The organism is Actinacidiphila sp. bgisy167, assembly GCF_057707665.1.
The window spans coordinates 1-23,328 of sequence record NZ_JBYIQP010000060.1; the positions used below are offsets into that span (position 1 = coordinate 1).

The window sequence follows — 23,328 nt, forward strand, 5'->3', positions numbered from 1 at the left end:
CCCGGGGGGGGTGTGGGGGGGGCGGGCGCGCCCCCCACCACGTGGCTTTGTCGAGCAGTAGCGATGTCGCTTCTCGACGAGTTCGGGAGGCGCCCCGTTCCACGGACGGGTGGTGTCGGGTTTTTGCCAGGGCAGCATCGGGATGCTCCTGGCGAAAGGTGCTGGTCATGCCGCAGATGTCGACGGTCGAGCGGTACGTGGTCATCCGGCGTGACCACCGCGACGGCATGTCGATGCGAGAGCTCGAGCGCGAACACGGCGTGACGTGACGGACCGGGGAAGGCACTGGACTCGGCCCGCCCGGAGCCACGCGAGAAGCTGCCGCCCCGGGCCCCCGCTCCGGATCGGTACGAGCCGGTGATCGACGAGATCCTCCGGACGGACCTGGATGCACCACGCAAGCAGCGGCACACCGTCACCCGGATCTTCCACCGGCTGGTCGAGGAACCGTTGCCGACGTCTCCTACGGCCTCGAACGAGTCGTTCGGAGGCTGGACCAAGACGTGTTCACCGATCCCAGGCTCTGCGCGGCGATCGTCGACCGGCTCCCGTTCCAACGGCACCGTCTTCGAGACCGGAACCGACTCCCGCCGCCTCGCCGGGACCCGAGCCCGAGCTGAGGCGCCGTCGAAGGCCGGCTGCGCTCAGGGCGACCAGACATACGGTGTCGTCGTGGTGACCGCGTGCAGGCCGAGGCGGGTGAGGATCGGGGCGCTGTCGGCTGAGGCGTCGACGTAGACGTAGGGGACACCGCGGGCAGCGGCGAGTTGGGCCCGGTGGGCGACCATGGCCCGGTAGATGCCCTGTCCGCGCCATTCCTTGAGCGTCGAGCCGCCCCAGAGGCCACTGAAGTCGACGCCGTCCTTGAACACCAGCCAGGCCGCACAGACGACTTCGGCGTGTGCCTCGGCGACGAGGACGATGGTGTTCTCCGGGGCGTTCTCGATCCGGGCGGCCAGGTCGTCGGCGAGCCAACTCCAATCCTCGCCCCAGACGATGCTCTCCATGGCGGCGATGCGCTGGAGGTCTGACCTGGAGGTGACACGGCGGAGGGTGACGCCGTCGGGCAGGACGGGATCGGCGGCAAGGTCCGCGGACTGCCCGATGAGCACGGTCTCGCTGTCCTCGGCGACGAAGCCGGCCGCCGTGAGCCGGTCAGTGAGGTCGGCGGGGAGATCATGGGCGCGAGTCTTCCATTCGACCGCCTCACCACGGGCAGCGAAGAAGTCACGCTGTCGCGCTATGAGCGCGTCGAGTTCTGCCCCACGCACACCAAGGTCGCGTGGGCCCGTGACAAAGCCGCGGTGCCAGCCGACGACGCGGGTCAAGGGGCCGTCCTTCTCGATGCGGGCGCTGCCGCCTGGAGGGGTGACACCGCGGAGTTGGGCGTCATACGCGGTGCGGAGCTCGTCGATCAGCTTGTTTTTCACTCGAACACCGTACGGACCGGGTCAAGTGCTTAAACGCGGGTCGACATCGCGTGACCAGCAAGGGCTGCGCTCTCTCACCCGGCCACCGGAGAGATCAGAACCAGGTACTGGCCCTCTGCCCCTACCTGCCTCGACGGCCAGCCGCCCTTCGAGCGGCCGACCGTCGACACCTCCGCCGCGCGGACGGCGACGAGACCCCCGGCACCCCGAACCGGACCGGCTTTGGAGTCTGGACCCCCAGCCGGGCTCGGCGGCGCGGACCGTGACCGTCCTGCGGAGCCACCACCGCACCCCGGGGCGGGGTGGTCAACGCCGCGTCAGTTGCGCCAGGGCCTGCGGGACGTCCTCGACGGAGTCGACGAGCGCGATGCGCGGCTCCATGGAGCGGCCTTCGGCGAGCGCCCGCAGAAGTGGCCAGACGGGCAGGCGCCGCGTCCAGTGCTCGCGGCCGACCAGCACCATGGGACGCGGAGCGCCGTTGGACTCGTAGTAGTTCGGCGTGGCGGTGTCGAAGACCTCCTGGACGGTGCCCGCCGCGCCCGGCAGGAAGACCACCCCGGCGGTGCAGCGGGCCAGCAGGCCGTCCTCGCGGATGGCGTTGGCGAAGTACTTGGCTATGTGTGCGGCGAAGGCGTTCGGCGGCTCGTGTCCGTAGAACCACGTCGGCACGCCGATGGAGGCGCCGCCGTCGGGCCAGCGGTCGCGCACGTCGAAGGCGACGCGCGCCCAGTCCGTGACGGAAGGGCGGAAGGAGGGGACCTTGGCCACCGTCTCCAGGGCATCGAGGAGCATCGCGTCGTCGAAGGGCGCGGCGTAGGCGCCGAGGTTGGCCGCCTCCATGGCGCCGGGCCCGCCGCCCGTGGCCACGGTCAGGCCCGCGCGGGCCAGCGACCGGCCGAGCCGGGCCGCGTCCGCGTACGCGTCGCTGCCGCGCTCCATGGCGTGACCGCCCATGACCCCCACGACGCGGGCGCCCGCGACGAGTTCGTCGAAGGCGTCGGAGACCGCGTCGTCGTGGATCCCGCGCAGCATCGAGGCGTAGATGTCCCCGCTGCCCCGGGTACGCAGGAACCACTGGTAGGCGCGGGCGTCCGGGGTCGCCTCGTACCCCTCGGAGAGGCCCTCGAACAGCGCGTCCGGTCCGTAGAGCGAGCCGCGGTAGGGGTCGAAGGGGAGGTCCGGCACCGGGGGGAAGAACATGGCGCCGCCCGCGCGGACGTGGGCGGCCGCCTCCGGCTCCATGGCGCAGCCCAGAAAGACGGCCTCGGAGGTGTCCGTGGACATCAGGGCGGGCGTACGGGCCGTCAGGTCGACCGACTGCACGCGCTGACCGCGCAGCGATCCCGACGCGGCGACGCGGTCGAACTCCTCGAGGGTCTCTATCTCGTGATCACTCGTCGGCTGCACGCCCGCCACCCTAGCCCTCGGGACGGCGGAGCCCGCCGCGGGGGTCTCGGCGGGGTTCCGGTCCCCGCACGGCGGGCTCCTGGTACGGCCGTCGGAGCGGGCGCGCCGCCCCTCGGGACGGCGGGGACGTCACGGCAGCGGGACGGTGCCCAGATGGGCGATGAGCAAGGTCAGCGGCAGCACGGCGCCGAGGACCGAAAGGGCCCGTACGGCGGCCGCGTTGCGCAGCAGCGCGGCGGGCGCTCCGAGCCGGGTGAGAGCGGCGGTGGCCGGACGGCGGGCGCGCCTGGCGTCCACGGTCGCGGTCAGGGCGGTCGCGACCGCCGACAGGACGACCAGGAGGCCACCCAGCACCGTGAGCGGTCCGACGGGGTGCGTCGCGGCGCCGACCCGGTCGCTGCCGGCGAGGGCGGTGGCGGCCACCGCGCAGAGCGCGCCCAGCGGACGGCCCACGAGCGCCGCCTCCTCCTGGAGGGCCCGGCCCGCCAGGAGCCGCAGGGAGCCGGGCCGGTGCGCCGCCAGCAGCCGCCCGCACAGGTGGATCAGGCCGGGCATGGCCAGCACCATGCCGGCGGCCGTCAGCAGCCAGCCGCCGGCGACGGCCGCCGCGATGTGGCCGAGGCCGCCGGGCAGCGGGAGCCTGCCGCCGGGGGCGGCGGCCTTCCCGGCCGAGGCGACCTGCACGGTCAGGCCGATCGCCACAAGGGCGACGCCCCACGGCAGGCCCACGGGCGTGCGGCCCTCCCGCGTGGAGGGCACCTCATGACGGGCGCGTTTCGGCCGCAGCGCGGCGGCGGTCGAGAGCGCCGCGACCGGCGGGAGCGTGGCCAGCAGCGTCAGCGCGCCCGCGAGCGGGAGTTCCCGGTCCGCGCCCAAGGCCGCGGCGGCGCCGGTGACATGCGGGCCGGGCAGCTCGCCGCGCAGGAAGAGGAAGGCCAGGAGCGCGAGCAGGGCGCCCAGACCGCAGTTGAGCGCCGAGCCGGCCGCGGCCAGCAGCGGCAGTCCGCGCCGGCTGAGCCCGGCGGCGGACAGTCCCGGCCGCAGCACGCTCGGCTCCGTACGGGCCACCAGCACCGACAGATGGACGGTGGCGGCGAACGGCACGGCGCACCACAGCAGCCGGAGGAGGCCGTCCGGGGCCTGCTCCGGGTGCGCGAGGGCGTGCCCGAGCACGGCGAGCAGCAGAAACCCCGTGCCCGCGGCCGCGGCGACGACGAGCAGCCGGCGCAGCAGTACGTCCGGCCGGGAACCGAGGGCTACACGGAGGCTGAGCACGAGTCGGCTTCCTCCCGCTCCTGGTGCGGCATGCCGGCGGCGAGCCGGCCGTCGACGAGGGTGACCACCCGGTCGGCGAGGGAGACGACCTCGGGGTCGTCGGACGCCAGCAGCAAGGCGATGCCGTGCGAACGTGCGGCGCTGGTCAGCATGCGCAGCACCTGGGCGCTGTCCGCGCGGTGCAGCGGAGCGGTCGGTTCGTCGGCGAGGACCACGGAAGGCCGGTTGACCAGGGCGCGGGCGATCGCCACGCGCTGGCGCTCGGCCTGGAGCAGCCGGTCCGGGCGCCTGCGGGCCACACCGCCGAGGTCCAGCCGGTCCAGCCACTCCTGAGCGGCGGTGCGGGCCGTGCGGTAGGGGACGCCGCACAGAAGCAGCGGCAGCGCGGTGTTCTCCCGGACGGTCAGTTCGGGCAGCAGCTGGGGGCTGCTGCCGACCCAGCCGAAGCGCTCGCGGCGCAGCCGCTCGCGGGCGGCCGTGCCGAGGCTGTGCACGGGGGAGCCGTTGAACCACACCTCGCCCTGCTCGGGGAGGAGTTCGCCGGACAGGCAGCGCAGCAAGGTGGTCTTTCCGGCGCCGTGCGCGCCGAGGACGCCGAGGATCTCGCCCTCCCGCACGCCGAGGGACACGCCGAGCAGGGCGGGTGAGCGGTCGTGCGTGTGGTGCAGGCCGCGGGCCCACAGCACGTCGTTGTCGGGTGGGTTCACATGGGCCTCCGACGAACGCGGGGAGTCCGGGTCACTGCGCACCGTATGCGCCCCACCGCCCTGTCCCGCCGTCACCGGCCGCCTTTCGCCGGGCGTGGCCACCCGTGCGGACTACGCCTCGGCGCGGTCTCCCCCGTTTCCCCGGCTTCCCGCCCCGGTCCCGTGGCCGCTGTCGCCGAGTGCGCCGAAGGGGCGCGCGGGCGGTGCCGGCCGCCGGGGGCGCTCCCAGCGTCCGGGGCGCGCCGGTGGCGCCCCGGACGCGACCGGTCCTCGGCAAGGAGCGGTCAGAGCTTGGTCCACGCCTCGGTGAGGACGGTGCGCAGGACGCCCTCGATCTCGTCGAACGTCGACTGGTCGGCGATCAGCGGCGGCGCGAGCTGGACGACCGGGTCCCCGCGGTCGTCCGCGCGGCAGTAGAGGCCGTTCTCGAAGAGCGCCTTGCTGAGGAAGCCGTACAGGACGCGCTCGGTCTCCTCGTCGGTGAAGGTCTCCTTGGTGGCCTTGTCCTTCACCAGTTCGATGCCGTAGAAGTAGCCGTTGCCGCGGACGTCGCCGACGATCGGCAAATCCTTCAGCTTCTCCAGGGTGGCGCGGAAGGCGCCCTCGTTGTCGAGGACGTGCTGGTTGAGCTGCTCGCGCTCGAAGATGTCGAGGTTCGCCAGGGCGACCGCCGCCGACACCGGGTGGCCGCCGAAGGTGTAGCCGTGCAGGAAGGTGTTGTCGCCCCGGTAGAAGGGCTCGGCGACGCGGTCGGAGATGATGCACGCGCCGATGGGGGAGTAGCCCGAGGTCATGCCCTTGGCACAGGTGATCATGTCCGGGACGTAGCCGAACTTGTCGCAGCCGAACATCGTGCCGAGCCGTCCGAAGGCGCAGATGACCTCGTCGGAGACGAGCAGCACGTCGTACCGGTCGCAGATCTCGCGGACCCGCTGGAAGTAGCCGGGCGGCGGCGGGAAGCAGCCGCCGGCGTTCTGCACCGGCTCCAGGAAGACGGCCGCGACGGTTTCCGGGCCCTCGAAGAGGATCTCCTGCTCGATCTGGTCGGCGGCCCAGCGGCCGAAGGCCTCGGGGTCGTCGCCGAAGAGCGGCGCGCGGTAGATGTTGGTGTTGGGCACCTTGCGGGCGCCGGGGACCAGCGGCTCGAAGGGTGCCTTGAGGCCCGGCAGACCGGTGATGGACAGGGCGCCCTGCGGAGTGCCGTGGTAGGCGACGGCACGCGAGACGACCTTGTACTTGGTCGGCCGGCCGGTGAGCTTGAAGTACTGCTTGGCGAGCTTCCAGGCGGTCTCGACGGCCTCACCGCCGCCGGTGGTGAAGAAGACCTTGTCGAGGTCGCCGGGGGCGTGGCCGGCGAGGCGCTCGGCGAGCTCGACCGCCTTGGGGTGGGCGTAGCTCCACACCGGGAAGAAGGCGAGCTCCTGGGCCTGCTTGTAGGCGGTCTCCGCGAGTTCCACGCGGCCGTGGCCGGCGTTGACCACGAACAGCCCCGCCAGACCGTCGATGTAGCGCTTGCCCTTGTCGTCGTAGATGTACGTGCCCTCGCCGCGCACGATGGTCGGCACAGGGGCGTTCTCGTACGACGACATGCGGGTGAAGTGCATCCACAGGTGGTCGTACGCGGTCTTGGAAAGGTCCGCGCTCATGGCTATCTGGTTCCCCAGGTGTAGGTCTGCTTCCGCAGCTTGAGGTAGACGAAGCTCTCGGTGGACCGCACGCCGGGCAGCGTGCGGATCCGCTTGTTGATCGTCTCCAGGAGATGGTCGTCGTCCTCGCAGACGATCTCGATCAGCAGGTCGAAGGAGCCCGCGGTCACGACGACGTACTCGACCTCCCCCATCGCCGCGAGCGCGTCGGCGACGTGCTCGACGTCGCCCTCGACGTTGATGCCGACCATCGCCTGCCGCCGGAAGCCCACGGTGAGCGGGTCGGTGACGGCGACGATCTGCATGACGCCCTGGTCGAGCAGTTTCTGGACGCGCTGGCGCACGGCCGCCTCCGACAGGCCCACGGCCTTGCCGATGGCGGCGTAGGGACGCCTGCCGTCCTCCTGGAGCTGCTCGATGATCGCTTTGGAGACGGAATCGATCACGAGGCCGGCGTTGCCGCCCCTGTGATCCGGAGTACGAGTGGCCACGCCCCCCACTCTGCACGAGAGGTCAGCCGTCATGCAACCCCTGATCGATGAAATCCGTGGTTTACAGGTTCTGTTCGCGCGGAATCTGTTGTTTCGGAGTTTCGGCTATGTCGAATACGGCAGTGCTGCCGGTAGGCTGGAGTCCGTCTCACACATCGGACAGGACAGGGAGAGGTGCAGTGGGCGAGCTCCGTATCTTGCGCAACCACATCAACGGAGAATTCCGCGATGCCGCCGACGGGCGCACCACCGACGTGGTGAACCCCGCCACCGGTGAGGTCTACGCGACCGCGCCGCTCTCCGCCGCCGCCGATGTCGACGCGGCCATGGCCGCCGCCGCGGCCGCCTTCCCGGCCTGGCGCGACACGACGCCCTCGGAGCGCCAGAGGGCCCTGCTGAAGATCGCGGACGCCTTCGAGGCGCGCGCGGACGAGCTGGTCGCCGTCGAGAGCGAGAACACCGGCAAGCCGATCGGGCTGACGGCCAGCGAGGAGATCCCTCCGATGGTCGACCAGATCCGCTTCTTCGCGGGCGCCGCCCGCATGCTCGAGGGCCGCTCGGCCGGCGAGTACATGGAGGGCATGACCTCGATCGTCCGCCGGGAGCCGGTCGGCGTCTGCGCCCAGGTCGCCCCGTGGAACTACCCGATGATGATGGCCGTGTGGAAGTTCGCGCCGGCGATCGCCGCGGGCAACACGGTGGTGCTCAAGCCCTCGGACACCACCCCGGCCTCCACCGTGCTGATCGCCGAGATCATCGCAGGGATCCTGCCCGAGGGTGTCTTCAACGTCGTGTGCGGCGACCGTGAGACGGGCCGGCTGATGGTCGAGCACCCGACCCCGGCGATGGCCTCCATCACCGGCTCGGTCCGCGCCGGCATCCAGGTGGCCGGCAGCGCCGCCAAGGACGTCAAGCGGGTCCACCTCGAACTCGGCGGCAAGGCCCCGGTCGTGGTCTTCCAGGACACCGACATCGCGAAGGCGGTCGAGGACATCGCCGTCGCGGGCTACTTCAACGCCGGCCAGGACTGCACCGCCGCCACCCGCGTCCTGGTCCACGAGTCGATCCACGACGAGTTCGTGGCGCAGCTGGCCAAGACCGCCGCCGACACCAAGACCGGCGCCCCGGACGACGAGGACGTGCTCTACGGCCCGCTGAACAACGCCAACCAGCTCGCCCAGGTCGCCGGCTACATCGAGCGCCTGCCGGCGCACGCGAAGGTCGTGGCCGGCGGCCACCGGGTCGGCGAGAAGGGCTACTTCTACGCCCCCACCGTCGTCTCCGGACTCAGGCAGGACGACGAGATCATCCAGAACGAGGTCTTCGGCCCGGTCATCACCGTCCAGTCCTTCTCCGACGAGGACCAGGCCGTCGAGTGGGCCAACGGCGTGGAGTACGCGCTGGCCTCCTCGGTGTGGACCAAGGACCACGCCCGTGCGATGCGCATGTCCAAGCGCCTCGACTTCGGCTGCGTGTGGATCAACACCCACATCCCGCTGGTCGCCGAGATGCCGCACGGCGGTTTCAAGAAGTCCGGCTACGGCAAGGACCTGTCCGCCTACGGCTTCGAGGACTACACGCGCGTCAAGCACGTCATGACGTCCCTGGACGGCTGACGCACGAGGGGGCGAGCCCCCGCCGCAGCCCTGCAACAGCCCCGCCACGGCCCCGGCGCGACCCCCGCGTCCGGGGCCGCGGCGTGCGCGCGTACGCTGCCGGTATGGAGGATCGAAGATCTCTCGAACAGCGCATACGGGCCTGGCTCGTTGTCTTCGTGGTGGGCCTGGTGCTGAGCGGCGTGACCGCGTTCCCGCTGGCGCAGGAGGTGCGCTGGGTGGACGGTTGGGGCCTTCCCGGGGCGGTCGGTGACTGGATGTCACGTGTGAGGGAGGCGCTGGACACCACCGACGCGACCTACCCCTTCCTTTTCTACGGCACGGACTGGCTGGCCTTCGCCCACCTGGTGATCGCCGTGGCCTTCTACGGCGTCTGGCGCGACCCGGTGCGCAACGTCTGGGTCGTCGAGTGGGCCATGATCGCCTGCGTCGGGATCGTCCCGCTGGCCGCGATCTGCATCCCGCTGCGCGGCCTGCCGCTGTGGTGGATGCCGGTCGACATGGCCTTCGGCGTCTTCGGCATGGTGCCGCTGCTGGCCCTGCGGCGGTTGATCAAGCGGTTGGAGAGCGCCACCGCGGCGCCCGCCCAGCCGGCCGGCGTCTGACGGACCGCGGCGTGCGCGGACCGCGGTCCGCGCACGCTTCAAGGGCCGTCGAGCTCCGCGCGCAGCACGCCGATGCGGTTGCTGGTCACGGCGTCCACGCCGAGGCGTAGCAGCCGCCGCATCGTCCGGCGCAGGTCCACCGTCCACGCGCCGACCCACAGGCCCTCGCCGTGCGCCCACGCCACCACGGGCGCGTCCACCAGCCCGAAGCGCAGGTTGATCCAGCGCGGCCGCAGCCGCGTCAGCAGCAGTGGCGGCACGGGCGCGGAGGTCTTCCAGGTCAGCGCGATCTCGGCGGCCGGGTCACCGTCGCGCAGCGCCAGCACGGCGGCCGTCTCGCCGCAGTAGTACGTACGGTCCGCGGCGCCCGCGTCCCGGACCGCGGCCAGCACCGGGCCCGCGGACTCCGGCAGGGCGAGGTCGATCAGCGCCCGGCAGCCGCGGACCGCGGTCAGCGCCTCGTACAGCGTCGGGACGCCCGGCGGCAGCCGGTCCGCCGTGAGGTCGGCCACCGCCGACCCCACGCCCCACAGCCGCTTGAGGCTGGGGTCGTGGAGCAGCACCGGCACCTGGTCGCGGGTCAGCCGTACGTCCATCTCCACCGTGTCCGCCCCCGCGCGCAGCGCGCTGCGCAGCGAGGGCAGGGTGTTCTCGCGGTGGCGGTAGGGGTCGCCGCGGTGGGCGATCGCTAGTGCTGCCATCCGGCCAGGTAGGAGTCGATCTCGGCGGTGAGCTTCGCCTTGCCGGGGGCGTCGAGGAAGGAGGCCTCGACGGCGTTCCTGGCGAGCTGGGCCAGGCCGCCCTCGTCGAGCCGCAGCAGCCGTGCCACCACCGCGTACTCGGTGTTGAGGTCGGTGCCGAACATGGGCGGGTCGTCGCTGCCCACGGTGACGAGCACGCCCGCGGCCGCCATCTCCTTGACGGGGTGCTCGTCGAGCGTGGCGACGGCGCGGGTGGCGATGTTGGAGGTCGGGCAGACCTCCAGCGGGATGCGGTGCTCGGCCAGGTGCTCCAGCAGACGAGGGTCCTGGGTGGCGCTGGTGCCGTGGCCGATGCGCTCGGCGCCCAGTTCGCGCAGCGCGTCCCAGATCGTCTGCGGACCGGTGGTCTCGCCCGCGTGCGGCACGCTGTGCAGGCCGACCGCGCGGGCACGGTCGAAGTACGGCTTGAACTGGGGGCGCGGCACCCCGATCTCGGGCCCGCCCAGCCCGAAGCTGACCAGCCCCTCCGGCTGCAGCTCGGTGGCGATGCGCGCGGTCTCCTCGGCGGAGGCCAGCCCCGCCTCGCCCGGGATGTCGAAGCACCAGCGCAGCACGACGCCGAGCTCCGACTCGGCCGCCTTGCGGGCGTCCTCGATCGCCTCGACGAAGGCCCCATCCGGGATGCCCCGGCGGACCGAGCTGTACGGGGTCACGGTCAGCTCCGCGTAACGGATGTTCTGCCGCGCCATGTCGCGGGCGACCTCGTACGTCAGCAGGCGCACGTCCTCCGCGTCGCGGACCAGGTCGACGACGGACAGGTAGACCTCGATGAAGTGGGCGAAGTCCCGGAAGCTGAAGTACTCGGCGAGAGCGGCGGGGTCGGCGGGCACCCGGGAATCCGGGTGCCGCGCGGCGAGCTCCGCCACGATGCGCGGAGAGGCCGAGCCGACGTGGTGCACGTGCAGTTCGGCCTTGGGGAGCCCCGCGATGAAGGCGTCGAGGGATGACGCGGTGTCGGGCATGCGGTGAACCTCCTGCGGGGTCGTCGGCAACCGCCATCGTAAACGTGAAAATGCCCCTGTTCGGTGTTGTCGCAGGCCATAGCATTGCCCGACGTAGTCATCAGGAAGGCAGCGATGTCCCACGAAGCCGAGAACCCGACGCCGCTCGACGCCGCGAGCGAAACCCCCGCAGCGGCGCTCCCGTCGCCGCCCTCGGCGGCCCCGGCGGCCCCGGCGGACGCCGACTCCGGCACCGCCCCGGCCGGGGACAGGGAGGCGCCCGGAAGCGCGGCGCCCGTGGATGGCGCGGGCACGGAAGGCGGGTCGCCCGCCGTGCCTGCGGCGCCCGCTGCTCCTGCGGCGCCCGCTGCTCCTGCGGCGCCCGCCGTGCCTGCGGCGCCTGGCGTGCCTGCGGCGCCCGCCGTGCCTGCGGCGCCCGCTGCTCCTGCGGCGCCTGGCGTGCCTGCGGCGCCTGGCGTGCCTGCGGCGCCCGCCGTGCCTGCCGCGCCTGCCGCGCCCGCCGTGCCGCCCTTCGGGGTGCCAGGGCCGCGCGATCCGTGGGCGCCGCCGGTGCCCACGGCTCCCGGATACGGGCAACCCGGCGCGCCGGCCGGATACCACCCCTGGGCGCCGCCCGTCCCGCAGCCGCCGCAGGAGCACGTGGAGTTGACCAAGCGCCCGGTGCCCGAGGGCGCGCCCGCGCCCGGGCCGGACGCGCAGCCGCGCGATCCGTGGGCGCCGCCCGCGCCGGACGCGGCGGCCGTGCCCCCGCAGCCGCCCCACCCCGGCGGGCCCGGCTTCCCCGCCTTCCCCGCCTTCCCCGCCTACCCCGGGCACTCCGGGCCGCCCGGTTACCCCGCGTACCCGGCCCACCCCGGCTACCCCACCCACCCCGGCTACGGGATGGACCCGTACGGCGGGTGGGCGCCGCCGCCCCCCGCCCGCAACGGCGTCGGCGTGACGGCGATGGTCCTGGCCATCGTGGGCGCCGTCCTGGCGGTGTCCTGCTTCGGGGCCTTCCTCGGCCTCCCGCTCGGCATCGCGGCCGTCGTCTGCGGCATCGTCGGACTGCGGTTCACCCGGCGCGGCGAGGCGACCAACCGGGCACAGGCGATGACCGGCCTGATCCTCGGGGCGGTCTCCATCGTCCTGTCGGCCGCGATGATCGCCCTGGCCGTCAACGGAATCAACAATGGCTGGTTCGACGGGCCGGGCGGCGATCTCATCACGTCCCGGAACGGCGACTGGGCGGAGCCGCTGGGCGAGGGCGGCACCGCCGTCTACGAGGACGGGGTCCGCGTCACGCTGACCGACGCCCGCCCTGCCGAGGGCCTGCCCACCGGCCTGGCCGGGGAGGGCACCGCCGTCACCTTCACCGTCGAGGTGGTGAACACCGGCGACGACACCGCGGACCTCAGCGAGAGCGAGATCTCCGCCTATCCGGCCGACGAGGAGGAGGAGAGCCTGCCGAACCTGTCGGCAGGCCGCGGCCTGTCCGGCGAGCTGGAGGCCGGCGAGCGCACGACCGCGGAGGTCACCGTGGTCGTACCGATGGACGACGAGGACGGCCTCTTCCAGGTCGAGGTCGCACCCGGCTACGCGTACGACTACACCTACTGGCACCTGGACGTGCCGTAGGGCCGGCGCCGCGGTTCAGCGCCGCACCGCGTCCAGCGCCAGCAGGGCCACGTGCAGCGAGAGACAGGACTCGACCTGGTCCAGGTCGACGCCGAGGACGCGTTCGACGCGGTGCAGCCGGTCGTAGAATGAGGGCCGCGACAGATGCGCGGCCTCGGCCGCGGCCGACTTGTTGCGGCCGGCGTCCAGGTAGGCGGTGAGGATCCGGACCAGATCCTTCCCGTGCTCGGCGTCGTGGGCGAGCAGCGGGCCGAGCTCGCGCTCGACGTACGTCTGCAGCCGCGCGTCGTCGCGCAGGAGGTGGAGCAGCCCGCGCAGCCGGACGTCCGGCAGTCGGTAGTACGCCCGCCCGCCGCCCCTCACGCCTCCCGCTCCGCGCCCGCCGCCCGCCACCACCCCCGGGGTGAGGGGCTGTGCCCCGCCCCCTTCGCCGCGCCCGCCGTGCATCGCGGCGTCCGCGACCTGTGCCGCCTCCAGCAGGGTGCGGCGGGCGTCGCGCAGGGAGCCGACCGAGGAACCGGCCGCCATGAGGAAGGCGGGTCCGCCGTCCCGGGCGGGGTCGGTCAGCCGGGTCAGCGCGGCGGCGAAGTCCTCCAGCGCGGTGTGCTCGTGGTCGGAGGCGCCGAGCGAGACCAGCACGCCGACCGCGCCGTCGTCGAGGGGCGCGGTGAGCGCCGTCAGCCCCCGCTCGCGTACGGCCTGGGCCGCCGTCTCGGTGAAGTCCCGCAGCCTGGCCTGCGCCTCCAGCGCGGCTGAGGCGGGTCCGCCGCGCAGCCGCAGCATGACGCCGACCAGCCGCCGGCCCTCCAGCGGCACCCCGAGCGCCCGGGCGCGCAGCGCCACGTCGGAGACGGTCAGGGCATGGGTGAGGATGCCGGAGAGCAGGGTGCGGTGGGTCTGCCGCTCCAGGGACTCCCGGTCGCGCTGCAGCAGCCGGTTGAGCGCGAGGGCGGCGGCCCCCCGCTCCAGCAGCACCCCGTGGCGGTGCGGGCGTTCGATCGGGTCCGGCGCCGTGGCGGGCGCCGGTTCGCCGACGATCACCAGTCTGCCCCAGTCCCGGCCGCGCGCCCCCACCGCGGTGACCAGCCAGCCGGTGCGCCGGTCGTGGCCGGTGCGGCCGGCCGGGTGCACGCCGCGGCTGCGCCGTTCCCAGCCGTCGAGCAGGGCTTCGGGGTCCTGGCCCGCGGAGTCGAAGGCGAGCACCTGGTGCGAGAGGTTCTCCAGGACGACGGGCGCGCCCGCCATCCGGGCCACCTCCCGGACGACCTCGTCGGGCTCGGCGCCCTCGACGGACAGCTCGTTGAAGGTCTGGTGCACCGCCTCCGAGGCCCGCAGCTCGGTCAACTGGGCGTCGACGACGAGGGCGTGGACGGCCTCGGTCACCGCGACGAAGCGCACCTCGGCGCGCAGGACCACGAGCGGCAGCCCGCGCCGCCCTGCGGCCCGCACGAGGGGGAGGGGCAGGGCGTCCGCGTAGCGCCGGCCCAGCTCGACGACGAGGCCCGCCGCGCCGACGTCGGCGAGGCCGTCGATGTAGCGTGCCAGCGCCTCCTTGTCGTCGGGCAGCATCACGCCGGTGGTGAGCACCAGCTCGCCCCCGCGCAGCATGCCGGCGATGTCGGCCAGTTCGCTGACGTGCACCCAGCGCACCGGGCGCCGGAGCCCGCCGGAGCCCGCGACGACCTGCGGCGCTCCCCTTCGGAGCACGTCCAGTTCCAGGACCTCGGCGACGGTGGGGAACACGGGTGACCTCCGGCGGCGGAGCGGGGCGGATGCCGTGCCACGGTAACCCCACTGCGTGAAGGCCCCCGTGACGCGGCATGCGACGTGACCGCCGCCCGGCGGACACTGCCGGACGCGGCGCCCGGCAGCGTCCCCCGGCCGGTCTGCCGCGCCCCGAAGATGACACAGAATTCGTCGCGTAACCAAAAGGCAACAACGGAATCACTTGTTGGGGTGAGCCTCCTCTGTCAGGATCATCCACCAATCCAGGCTTTAGCCACGCCGCCGAGGGAGTGCGAGGAGAAGACGATGGACCTCAGCGCGAACGGCGTGTTCGACGTGCGGGAGCGTTTCGCCGCGGGGGCCCAGTACATCGACGGCACCCTGTGCGTCGGCACCTCCGGCCGGCCGCACCCCGTGGTCGCCCCGGCGACGGGCGAGACCGTGTACTCCTACGACCTGGCCGGCCCCGGCGACGTGGACGCCGCGGTCGCCGCCGCCGCTTGGGCGCTGCCCGGCTGGGCCGGCGCCACTCCCGGTGAACGATCCGACGCCATGCACCGCTTCGCCGGCGTCCTCGCCGGGCGGGCCGCCGAGTTCGCGTACGCCGAGTCGCTCCAGTGCGGCAAGCCGCTCCGGCTGACCACGGAGTTCGACGTCCCGGGCACCGTCGACAACACCGCGTTCTTCGCGGGCGCCGCCCGCCATCTGGAGGGCAGGGCGGCGGGGGAGTACTCCGGCGACCACACCTCCTATGTGCGGCGCGAGCCCGTGGGCGTGGTGAGTTCCATCACGCCGTGGAACTACCCGTTGCAGATGGCCGCCTGGAAGGTCCTTCCGGCGATCGCCGCGGGCAACACCATTGTGCTCAAGCCGGCCGAACTGACGCCGCTGACCTCGCTGATGTTCGCCGAGGCGGCGACCGAGGCGGGCATCCCGGCGGGCGTGGTCAACGTGGTCGCCGGCGCCGGCAAGGAGGCGGGCGAGCACCTGGTGGGCCATCCGGACGTCGCCATGACCTCCTTCACCGGCTCCACCGCGGTCGGCAGGCGCGTCGCGGAGATCGCCACCGGCACCGTCAAGCGGCTGCACCTGGAGCTGGGCGGCAAGGCGCCCTTCGTCGTCTTCGACGACGCCGACCTGGAGGCGGCCGTCCACGGCGCGGTCGCCGGCGCCCTGATCAACACCGGTCAGGACTGCACCGCCGCCACCCGCGCCTATGTGCAGCGCCCCCTCTACGACGCCTTCGTCGCCGGTGTCGCCGACCTCTTCTCGGGCATCCGCGTCGGCGACCCCTTCGACGCAGACACCGACCTCGGCCCCCTCGTCTCGCACGCCCAGCGCGACCGCGTCGCCGGCTTCGTGGGGCGGGCCCGCTCCTACGCCACGGTCGTCACCGGCGGCGACGCCCCCGCCTCGCCCGGCGCCTTCTACCGGCCCACCCTGGTCACCGGCGCGGCGCAGGACAGCGAGATCGTCCAGTCGGAGGTCTTCGGGCCCGTCCTGGTGGTGCTGCCGTTCGACAGCGATGACGAGGGACTGGCCCTGGCCAACGACACGCCGTATGGTCTGGCCGCGTCGGCGTGGACGCGTGACGTCTTCCGCGCGGGCCGGGCCACCCGCGAGATCAAGGCGGGATGCGTCTGGGTCAACGACCACATCCCGATCATCAGCGAGATGCCGCACGGGGGGTACCGGGCCTCCGGGTACGGCAAGGACATGTCGGCGTACTCCCTGGAGGAGTACACGCAGGTCAAGCACGTGATGTACGACAATACGGCGGTCGCCAGGAAGAGCTGGCACCGCACGGTCTTCGGCGGCCGCTGACCCCCGGCCGCCCGCCCCTCCGGGACCGTCCCCACCGGCCCGGTAGCCCCTTCCGTGCCCCGTACCACCGTCCCTGGAGGCCGCCGCAATGGAGATGTTCGAGGGCCTGTCCGAGCCCGTACGCACAGCGTGGGAACGCAGCCTGACCAACGGGAGGGCATCCCTCAGCCGGCGCCGGGTGCTCGGCGCCGGTCTCGCCGTCGCGGGCGCCGGGGCGCTGTCCGCCTGCGGCATCCCCGCCGCGACCAGGAACCAGGGCGGGCTCAAAAGCGACGACCTGTCCGACCGGGACAAGTCGCTCGTCTTCTCGAACTGGCAGCTCTACATCGACATGAGCGACGACGAGAAGCACATGCCGACCCTGGAGGCCTTCGAGAGGAAGACCGGGATCAAGGTCAAGTACAGCGACGACATCACCGACAACGTCGAGTTCTTCGCCAAGATCAAGCCGCAGCTCGCCGCCGGCCAGTCCACCGGCCGCGACCTGGTCGTCCTCACCGACTGGATGGCCGCCCGCATGATCCGCCTGGGGTGGGCCCAGCCGCTGGACCCCACCTACCTGCCGCACGCGTTCACCAACCTGGAGCAGCGATTCCGCAACCCCGACTGGGACCCCGGGCGCGCCCACTCCTACCCCTGGCAGGGCATCGCCACCGTCATCGCCTACAACGAGAAGGCCACCAAGGGGAAGAAGGTCGGCAGTGTCTCCCAACTGCTGGACGACCCCGACCTCAAGGGCCGCGTGGCGATGCTCAGCGAGATGCGCGACACCATAGGCATGACTTTGCTGGACATGGGCAGACGGCCCGAGTCCTTCACCGCGGACGACTTCGACGCGGCCGTGGCCCGCATCCAGAAGGCCGTGGACGGCAAGCAGATCCGCCAGTTCACCGGCAACGAGTACACCGACGGTCTCGCCTCGGGGAACATCGCCGCCTGCGTGGCCTGGGCCGGGGACCTCGTCCAGCTCCAGGCCGACAACCCCGAGATCAAGTTTGTGATCCCGCCCGCCGGATACCTCTACTCCACCGACAACATGCTGGTCCCCGCGGGCTCCAGGCACCTCAAGAACGCCGAGCTGCTGATCGACTGGTACTACCGGCCGGAGATCGCCGCGGAGCTCGCGGCATGGGTCAACTACATCACCCCCTGCGCCGGCGTGTACGAGGAGCTCCTCAAGATCGACGAGGACGTGGCCGACAACCCGCTGATCATTCCCAACGCGGAGATGAATGCGAAGGCACATCCTTTCCGGTCGCTCTCCGCCAAGGAGGAGACCGCCTTCGAGGACACCTTCGCCAAGCTCATCGGCGCCTGACCGGCCACCGCAGTTAGGGATCTGACGACATGACCCAGCAGACCGCACACCTCGCCGGCGAACCGGCGCACGCCAAGCACCCCTCGCCCGCCGGTGGCGCCGTGACCCTCGCCGGCATCGGCAAGGCCTACGGCGACTTCACCGCCGTCCACCCGCTCGACCTCACCATTCCCGAGGGCTCCTTCTTCGCGCTCCTCGGCGCCTCCGGCTGCGGAAAGACCACCACACTGCGCATGATCGCCGGCCTGGAGGACCCCAGCAGCGGCACCGTCCGCATCGGCGACCAGGACGTCACGGGCCTGCCGCCGTACAAGCGCCCGGTCAACACGGTCTTCCAGAACTACGCGCTCTTCCCGCACCTCGACATCTACGAGAACGTCGCCTTCGGCCTGCGCCGCCGCGGCGTCAAGTCCGTCAAGAGGCAGGTCGAGGAGATGCTCGACCTCGTCGAGCTGGGCCACCTCGCCCGCCGCAAACCGCACCAGCTCTCCGGTGGCCAGCAGCAGCGCGTCGCCGTCGCCCGCGCCCTGATCAACCACCCCAAGGTGCTGCTTCTCGACGAGCCGCTGGGCGCCCTGGACCTGAAACTGCGGCGCCAGATGCAGCTGGAGCTCAAGCGCATCCAGACCGAGGTGGGCATCACCTTCGTGCATGTCACGCACGACCAGGAGGAGGCCATGACCATGGCCGACACCATCGCCGTGATGAACGCGGGCCGCATCGAGCAGCTCGGCGCGCCCACCGACCTGTACGAGAACCCCCGCACCACCTTCGTCGCCAACTTCCTCGGCCAGTCCAACCTCATCGAGGCCGAGGTCGCCGGTACCAGCGGCGACGACCTGCTGCTCAGCGTCGGCGACGGGCGCCTCGCGATGCCCAGCGCACGCTGCGTCCCCTCCGTGCGGGAGGGCGACACGCTCCTGGCCGGGGTGCGCCCGGAGAAGATCACCATTCTGCACGCCGACGACGCGGCCGAGGTCCCCGAGGGCCGCAACAAGATCACCGGACGGATCGTCGACGCGAGCTTCATCGGCGTCTCCACCCAGTACGTCGTCGACAGCCCCTGGTGCCCGGAACTGGCCGTCTTCGCGCCGAACGTGGAACGCGACGCCCGCCTCGTGCCCGGCGCCGAGGTGGTGCTGCACTGGAACCCCTCCCACACCTTCGCTCTCGACGCCGCCCAGGACATCGAGGCCGGGGAGGTCAGCGCCTGATGGCCGCCCTTTCCACCGCCCCCTCCGGGGCTGCGGCGCAGACACCGCCGGCGCCAGCCGCCGCCGCCGCCCGACGGCGCAAGCTCGTTCCGTACTGGCTGCTGCTGCCCGGCATCCTGTGGCTGCTGGTCTTCTTCGCGGCGCCGATGGTCTACCAGGCCTCGACCTCCGTGCAGACCGGCTCCCTTGAGACGGGCTACCGCGTCACCTGGCACTTCGCCACCTACTGGGACGCGTTCAGGGAGTACGACGTCTTCTACCTGCGCTCGCTGATCTACGCCGGCATCGCCACGGTGCTCTGCCTGGCGATCGGCTATCCGCTGGCGTACACCATCGCCTTCAAGGCGGGCCGCTGGCGCAACGTGCTCCTGGTGATGGTCATCGCTCCGTTCTTCACCAGCTTCCTGATCCGCACCCTGGCCTGGAAGACGATCCTCGCCGACGACGGCTATGTCGTCACCGTGCTGGACAGGCTGCACATCCTGAACGTCACCGCGTCCCTCGGCATCACCGCCGGCGACCGTGTGCTCGCCACCCCCCTGGCGGTGGTGTGCGGCCTGACGTACAACTTCCTGCCCTTCATGATCCTGCCGCTCTACACGTCGCTGGAGCGCATCGACGCTCGGCTGCACGAGGCGGCGGGAGACCTGTACGCCCGGCCCCTCACCACCTTCCGCACGGTGACCTTCCCGATCTCGCTGCCCGGCGTGGTGGCCGGCACGCTGCTCACCTTCATCCCGGCCTCCGGCGACTACATCAACGCCGAGCTGCTGGGCAGCCCCAGCGAGCAGATGATCGGCAACGTCATCCAGTCCAAGTTCCTGACGGTGCTCGACTATCCGACCGCCGCCGCGTTGTCCTTCATGCTCATGGCCGTGATCCTGGTGATCGTGTCCGTCTACATCCGCAGGGCGGGGACGGAGGAACTGGTCTGATGCCCGTGCTGAACTGGGTGCGCCGGCACCTCGTCGTCCTCGCCGGGGCGGCCGCCCTCGCCTACCTGACGATCCCCAACGTGATCGTCCTGGTCTTCTCCTTCAACCAGCCCAGGGGCCGCTTCAACTACTCCTGGAACCACTTCTCGCTCGACGCGTGGAAGAATCCCTGCGGCGTCGGCGACATGTGCGACTCGGTGTCGCTGTCGCTGCAGATCGCCGTCCTGGCCACCCTCGGCGCCACGATCCTCGGCACCATGGTCGCCTTCGCGCTCGGCCGACACCGTTTCCGCGGCCGAGGCCCGGTGACCGGCCTGATCTGGCTGCCGATGGCGATGCCGGAGATCGTCATGGGCGCCTCGCTCGGCACCCTGTTCCTCAACATGCGCGTCCCGTTCGGTTTCTGGACCATCCTCATCGCGCACATCACGTTCTGCCTCAGCTTCGTGGTGACGGCGGTCAAGGCGCGTGTGATGAGCATGGACCCGCGACTGGAGCAGGCCGCCCAGGACCTGTACGCGACCCCCTGGTCGACCTTCTGGCGCATCACCTTCCCGATCGCCGCGCCCGGCATCGCGGCCGGAGCGCTGCTGAGCTTCGCGATCTCCATCGACGACTTCATCATCACGCAGTTCAACGCCGGCCCGGCCACCGTGACCTTCCCGATGTTCGTCTGGGGCGCCGCCCAGAAGGGACTGCCCGTCCAGGTGAACGTCATCGGCACCCTGATGTTCGTCGCGGCGGTGCTCTGCGTCGTCGTCGGACAGATGCTCGGCCGCCGCAGGAAAGCCCGAAGTTGATCCACTGACCGCATCCGCGAAGGTGTGAGACCCCATGGATCCAGCCCGTTCGCTCGCCGACACCCAGCCGACACCCTTCTGGCTGGAGGACCCGGGCCGGCCGAGGGCGGGTGCCGCCCTCGTCGGCGACGAGTACTGCGACCTGCTCGTGGTCGGCGGCGGCTACACCGGCCTGTGGACCGCGCTGCTGGCCAAGGAGCGCGACCCGCACCGCGACGTCGTCCTGATCGAGGCAAGGGAGGTGGGCTGGGCGGCGTCCGGCCGCAACGGCGGCTTCTGCGCCGCAAGCCTCACCCACGGCCTGGCCAACGGACTCGCCCGCTGGCCCGAGGAGTTCGAGCGACTGGAGGGGCTGGGCAACCGCAACCTCGACGGCATCGAGGAGACCGTCGCCCGCTACTCCATCGACTGCGACTTCGAACGCTCCGGCGAGATCGACGTCGCCACCGAGCCCTACCAGCTCGACGACCTCGGGGCGTCCGCGCGGGAGGCCGCCCGGCACGGGGTCGAACTGGAGCTGCTCGACCGCGACCAGGTGCGCGCCGAGGTCGACTCGCCGACCTTCGTCGGCGGCCTGTGGGACCGCAGGGGCGTCGCCATGCTGCACCCCGCCAAGCTGGCGTGGGGCCTGCGGCGCGCCTGCGAGGAACTGGGCGTGCGCGTCTATGAGCGCACCCGCGCCACCCAGCTCGCCCGCAACGGCTCCGGCATGGCCGTGCGCACCCCGTACGGACGCGTCTTCGCCCGCCACGTCGCGCTCGGCACCAATGTCTTCCCCTCGCTGCTGCGCCGGGTCCGCCGATACATCGTCCCGGTGTACGACTACGCGCTGGTCACCGAGCCGCTGACGCCGCAGCAGCTCGGCTCCGTCGGGTGGAAGAGGCGCCAGGGGTTCGGTGACAGCGCCAACCAGTTCCACTACTTCCGGCTCACCGCGGACAACCGCGTCCTATGGGGCGGCTACGACGCCGTCTACCCTTACGGCGGCCGCCTGGACACCGCCCGCGACGAGCGCCCGCAGACCTATCTGAAGCTCGCCGCGCACTTCTTCCGCTGCTTCCCGCAGCTGGAGGGCCTGCGCTTCACCCACGCCTGGGGCGGCGCGATCGACACCTGCTCGCGCTTCACCGCCTTCTACGGCACCGCCCACGACGGAAAGGTCGCCTATGCCGCCGGCTACACCGGCCTCGGTGTCGGCGCCACCCGCTTCGGAGCCGACGTCATGCTCGACCTGCTCTCCCAGGAGCCCACCGAGCGCACCGCCCTGCGGATGGTGCGCACCAAGCCGCTGCCCTTCCCGCCCGAGCCCCTGGCGTGGGCCGGCATCGGCCTCACCAAGTGGTCCCTGGACCGCGCCGACCGCAACGCCGGCCGGCGCAACCTGTGGCTGAAGGCGATGGACCGGATGGGCTTCGGCTTCGACACCTGACCGGCCGGCCCGCCCTCGGCGTGCCGCGCGCTCCGGTTCACCCCATCGGGCGGGGTGAACCCGCGTAATGATCCGCCCCGGCCCGCTCTCTCCGCGTGACCGTACGACAGCGCACACACGCAACGGAGGAACCGGCATGGTGGGCACGAACGCGCGAGGCGCGGCCGAGTGGCTGGTTTCCGTGGCACCCGACCCTGACGCCGCCCGGCGGGAATGGGAGCACCACCCCCACGGGGTGACGCTCCTGCCCGCCGGACGGCTGTGGGACGTCCTCATCCTCACCGGCGCACTGGGCCGACCGACGCTCGGCGTCCTCACCCGCCTCGTCGAGCGCCCTGGCCCCGTCCTCACCGACCTCGGCGGCCGCGTGGGCTACTTCGTGCCTCCTGGCACCGCGGCCCGCTGGGTCGGCACCGGGGTGCGCACCGCGGGGTCCGGCACCTGGATCGTGGTCCCCCACCCCGGTCGCGTCGCGGGAGGTGCGGGCTGGCTCGTGCCGCCCGACGGCACCGGCGGGCTCACGGACCCCGCCGTCCTGGAACTGGCCATGCACGAGGCGGCGGCCCACCTGGCGGGACAGCGCGGCCGTGACCGGGGCGTATGAACCGCGCGCGTGGTCAGGGCGGGTGAGCCGCGCGGGCGATCGGGGCACGTGCTCCGTGACCGGGGACCCGTCGGCCGTCCGCCCCGGTGCGCGACACTGGTGGGGTGACCACGACGCCGAGCGGTCGGCCCGAAGCGGCCGCCGACACCCGGGCGGGTGACGGCGCGCGCCCGGTCGCGCGCGCGGCGCCGCGGGAGGCCGGCACGGCCCTCCCACCCGGCCTCGCGCATCTCGTCGAGACCGCCCTGCCGGTCTGCGCCCGCCACGGCCTCGCCGTGGCGGGCGGCCTCGCGCTGATCGCGCACGGCTTCGACCGCCGGCCACCGAGACACCTGAGCCTGGTGACCTTCAGCTCCACCCCGGCCGCCGACATCGGCGCCGCGCTCGCCGCCGCGTACACCGGGGCAGGCGACGAGGTGAGCCCCCTGCCCGGAACGCCGCTCGCCGCCCAACTGGAGGTCACCTCGCCGGGCGGCGGGCGCCGCACCGTCGACGTGGCGAAGCAGCCGCTCTCCCGTCCCCCGGTCCCCGCCGGACTCGGCCTGTCAGGACCCGTCCCGGTGGTGGCGCTGGAGGACTGCGCCGCGCTGAAGGCGGCCGCCGTCGCCGACCGCGCCTCGGTACGCGACCTGGTGGACCTCCACGCCCTGGCCGCGTGCTTCACACCGGGGGAACTGCTGACGATGGCCGTCCACCTCGACGAGGACCTCCAGCCGCGCCTGCTCGCCGACCGCCTCGACAAACTCGTCGGGGCCGACGACACGGCGTACGCGGCGCAGGGGCTGGACGCCGCGGGCGCCGCCGCCGTGAAGCGCTGGGCCTTCGAGTGGGCCCAGGACATCCGGCTGGACCTCATGGAGGCCATGGAGCATCCCGACGAGCTGTACGACCTGTAAAGCCTTTGCCCGCGACGCCGACACCTTGGTGCTTGAGGGTGCCCCTGCCGCTGACGACACTGGCAG

General features: G+C 72.4%; 20 protein-coding genes and 1 pseudogene. 12 read left to right on the forward strand and 9 right to left on the reverse strand.

Translation table 11 applies throughout. The features are described from left to right. Positions 1-360: 360 nt before the first annotated feature. Positions 361-630 (forward strand): annotated as a pseudogene (locus AC3ET4_RS21460) (ATP-binding protein); the annotation flags it as partial. 14 nt (positions 631-644) lie between these two features. On the opposite strand, the gene AC3ET4_RS21465 reads toward AC3ET4_RS21460, so the two are convergent. The 6 genes from AC3ET4_RS21465 to AC3ET4_RS21490 form a co-directional block, all read right to left on the reverse strand. Continuing rightward, a complete protein-coding gene (locus tag AC3ET4_RS21465; RefSeq protein WP_431951804.1) occupies positions 645-1,430 on the reverse strand; it encodes a GNAT family N-acetyltransferase in 786 nt (261 codons plus the stop codon). Positions 1,431-1,736: 306 nt separating this feature from the next. Continuing rightward, complete coding sequence (locus AC3ET4_RS21470) at positions 1,737-2,846, reverse strand: LOG family protein (protein WP_431951806.1); 1,110 nt, start codon at positions 2,844-2,846, stop codon at positions 1,737-1,739. 120 nt (positions 2,847-2,966) lie between these two features. Beyond that, complete coding sequence (locus AC3ET4_RS21475; protein WP_431951808.1) at positions 2,967-4,112, reverse strand: hypothetical protein; 1,146 nt, start codon at positions 4,110-4,112, stop codon at positions 2,967-2,969. Next, entirely contained in the window at positions 4,094-4,819 is a 726-nt protein-coding gene (locus AC3ET4_RS21480) for an ABC transporter ATP-binding protein (RefSeq protein ID WP_431951810.1), read from the reverse strand. The genes AC3ET4_RS21475 and AC3ET4_RS21480 overlap by 19 nt, the downstream gene beginning before the upstream one ends. Positions 4,820-5,103: 284 nt before the next feature. After that, positions 5,104-6,465 (reverse strand): aspartate aminotransferase family protein, encoded by a 1,362-nt coding sequence (locus AC3ET4_RS21485; RefSeq protein ID WP_431951812.1) that lies wholly within the window; start codon positions 6,463-6,465, stop codon positions 5,104-5,106. 2 nt (positions 6,466-6,467) lie between these two features. Further along, positions 6,468-6,956 (reverse strand): Lrp/AsnC family transcriptional regulator, encoded by a 489-nt coding sequence (locus AC3ET4_RS21490; protein WP_431951814.1) that lies wholly within the window; start codon positions 6,954-6,956, stop codon positions 6,468-6,470. 179 nt (positions 6,957-7,135) lie between these two features. On the opposite strand from AC3ET4_RS21490, the gene AC3ET4_RS21495 reads away from it, so the two are divergent. After that, a complete protein-coding gene (locus AC3ET4_RS21495; protein WP_431951816.1) occupies positions 7,136-8,572 on the forward strand; it encodes a gamma-aminobutyraldehyde dehydrogenase in 1,437 nt (478 codons plus the stop codon). A 104-nt stretch (positions 8,573-8,676) separates the two neighbouring features. Further along, entirely contained in the window at positions 8,677-9,177 is a 501-nt protein-coding gene (locus AC3ET4_RS21500) for a hypothetical protein (RefSeq protein ID WP_431951818.1), read from the forward strand. A 38-nt stretch (positions 9,178-9,215) separates the two neighbouring features. Here AC3ET4_RS21500 and AC3ET4_RS21505 read toward each other — a convergent pair whose 3' ends face one another. Further along, positions 9,216-9,878 (reverse strand): glycerophosphodiester phosphodiesterase, encoded by a 663-nt coding sequence (locus AC3ET4_RS21505; protein ID WP_431951820.1) that lies wholly within the window; start codon positions 9,876-9,878, stop codon positions 9,216-9,218. After that, positions 9,866-10,900 (reverse strand): adenosine deaminase, encoded by a 1,035-nt coding sequence (locus tag AC3ET4_RS21510; RefSeq protein WP_431951822.1) that lies wholly within the window; start codon positions 10,898-10,900, stop codon positions 9,866-9,868. The genes AC3ET4_RS21505 and AC3ET4_RS21510 overlap by 13 nt, the downstream gene beginning before the upstream one ends. A 639-nt stretch (positions 10,901-11,539) precedes the next feature. On the opposite strand from AC3ET4_RS21510, the gene AC3ET4_RS21515 reads away from it, so the two are divergent. Continuing rightward, the gene (locus tag AC3ET4_RS21515; RefSeq protein WP_431951824.1) at positions 11,540-12,517 is read left to right on the forward strand and encodes a DUF4190 domain-containing protein; all 978 of its coding nucleotides are present in this window, start codon (positions 11,540-11,542) and stop codon (positions 12,515-12,517) included. A gap of 15 nt (positions 12,518-12,532) precedes the next feature. On the opposite strand, the gene AC3ET4_RS21520 is transcribed toward AC3ET4_RS21515, so the two are convergent. Further along, entirely contained in the window at positions 12,533-14,260 is a 1,728-nt protein-coding gene (locus AC3ET4_RS21520; RefSeq protein WP_431951826.1) for a PucR family transcriptional regulator, read from the reverse strand. Positions 14,261-14,548: 288 nt separating this feature from the next. Between AC3ET4_RS21520 and AC3ET4_RS21525 the strand changes: the two genes are divergently transcribed. The 8 genes from AC3ET4_RS21525 (at position 14,549) to AC3ET4_RS21560 (ending at position 23,262) form a co-directional block, all read left to right on the forward strand. After that, entirely contained in the window at positions 14,549-16,066 is a 1,518-nt protein-coding gene (locus tag AC3ET4_RS21525) for a gamma-aminobutyraldehyde dehydrogenase (protein WP_431951828.1), read from the forward strand. A gap of 88 nt (positions 16,067-16,154) precedes the next feature. Then, positions 16,155-17,384 carry a polyamine ABC transporter substrate-binding protein gene (locus tag AC3ET4_RS21530; protein WP_431951830.1) on the forward strand — a complete coding sequence of 410 codons (1,230 nt, stop codon included), beginning with the start codon at positions 16,155-16,157 and terminating at the stop codon, positions 17,382-17,384. A 29-nt stretch (positions 17,385-17,413) separates the two neighbouring features. Next, positions 17,414-18,598, forward strand: coding sequence for an ABC transporter ATP-binding protein (locus AC3ET4_RS21535; RefSeq protein WP_431951832.1), 1,185 nt, complete (start codon positions 17,414-17,416; stop codon positions 18,596-18,598). Beyond that, the gene (locus AC3ET4_RS21540) at positions 18,598-19,533 is read left to right on the forward strand and encodes an ABC transporter permease (protein WP_431951834.1); all 936 of its coding nucleotides are present in this window, start codon (positions 18,598-18,600) and stop codon (positions 19,531-19,533) included. Before AC3ET4_RS21535 ends, AC3ET4_RS21540 begins: the two co-directional genes overlap by 1 nt. After that, positions 19,533-20,333, forward strand: a complete 801-nt coding sequence (locus AC3ET4_RS21545) for an ABC transporter permease (RefSeq protein ID WP_431951836.1) — start codon at positions 19,533-19,535, stop codon at positions 20,331-20,333. The genes AC3ET4_RS21540 and AC3ET4_RS21545 overlap by 1 nt, the downstream gene beginning before the upstream one ends. A 34-nt stretch (positions 20,334-20,367) precedes the next feature. Continuing rightward, positions 20,368-21,762: an NAD(P)/FAD-dependent oxidoreductase gene (locus AC3ET4_RS21550; RefSeq protein ID WP_431951838.1), complete on the forward strand. Its 1,395-nt coding sequence runs from the start codon at positions 20,368-20,370 to the stop codon at positions 21,760-21,762. Between the two features lie 136 nt (positions 21,763-21,898). Next, a complete protein-coding gene (locus tag AC3ET4_RS21555; RefSeq protein ID WP_431951840.1) occupies positions 21,899-22,366 on the forward strand; it encodes a hypothetical protein in 468 nt (155 codons plus the stop codon). 104 nt (positions 22,367-22,470) lie between these two features. After that, the gene (locus tag AC3ET4_RS21560; protein WP_431951842.1) at positions 22,471-23,262 is read left to right on the forward strand and encodes a nucleotidyl transferase AbiEii/AbiGii toxin family protein; all 792 of its coding nucleotides are present in this window, start codon (positions 22,471-22,473) and stop codon (positions 23,260-23,262) included. Positions 23,263-23,328 lie beyond the last annotated feature (66 nt).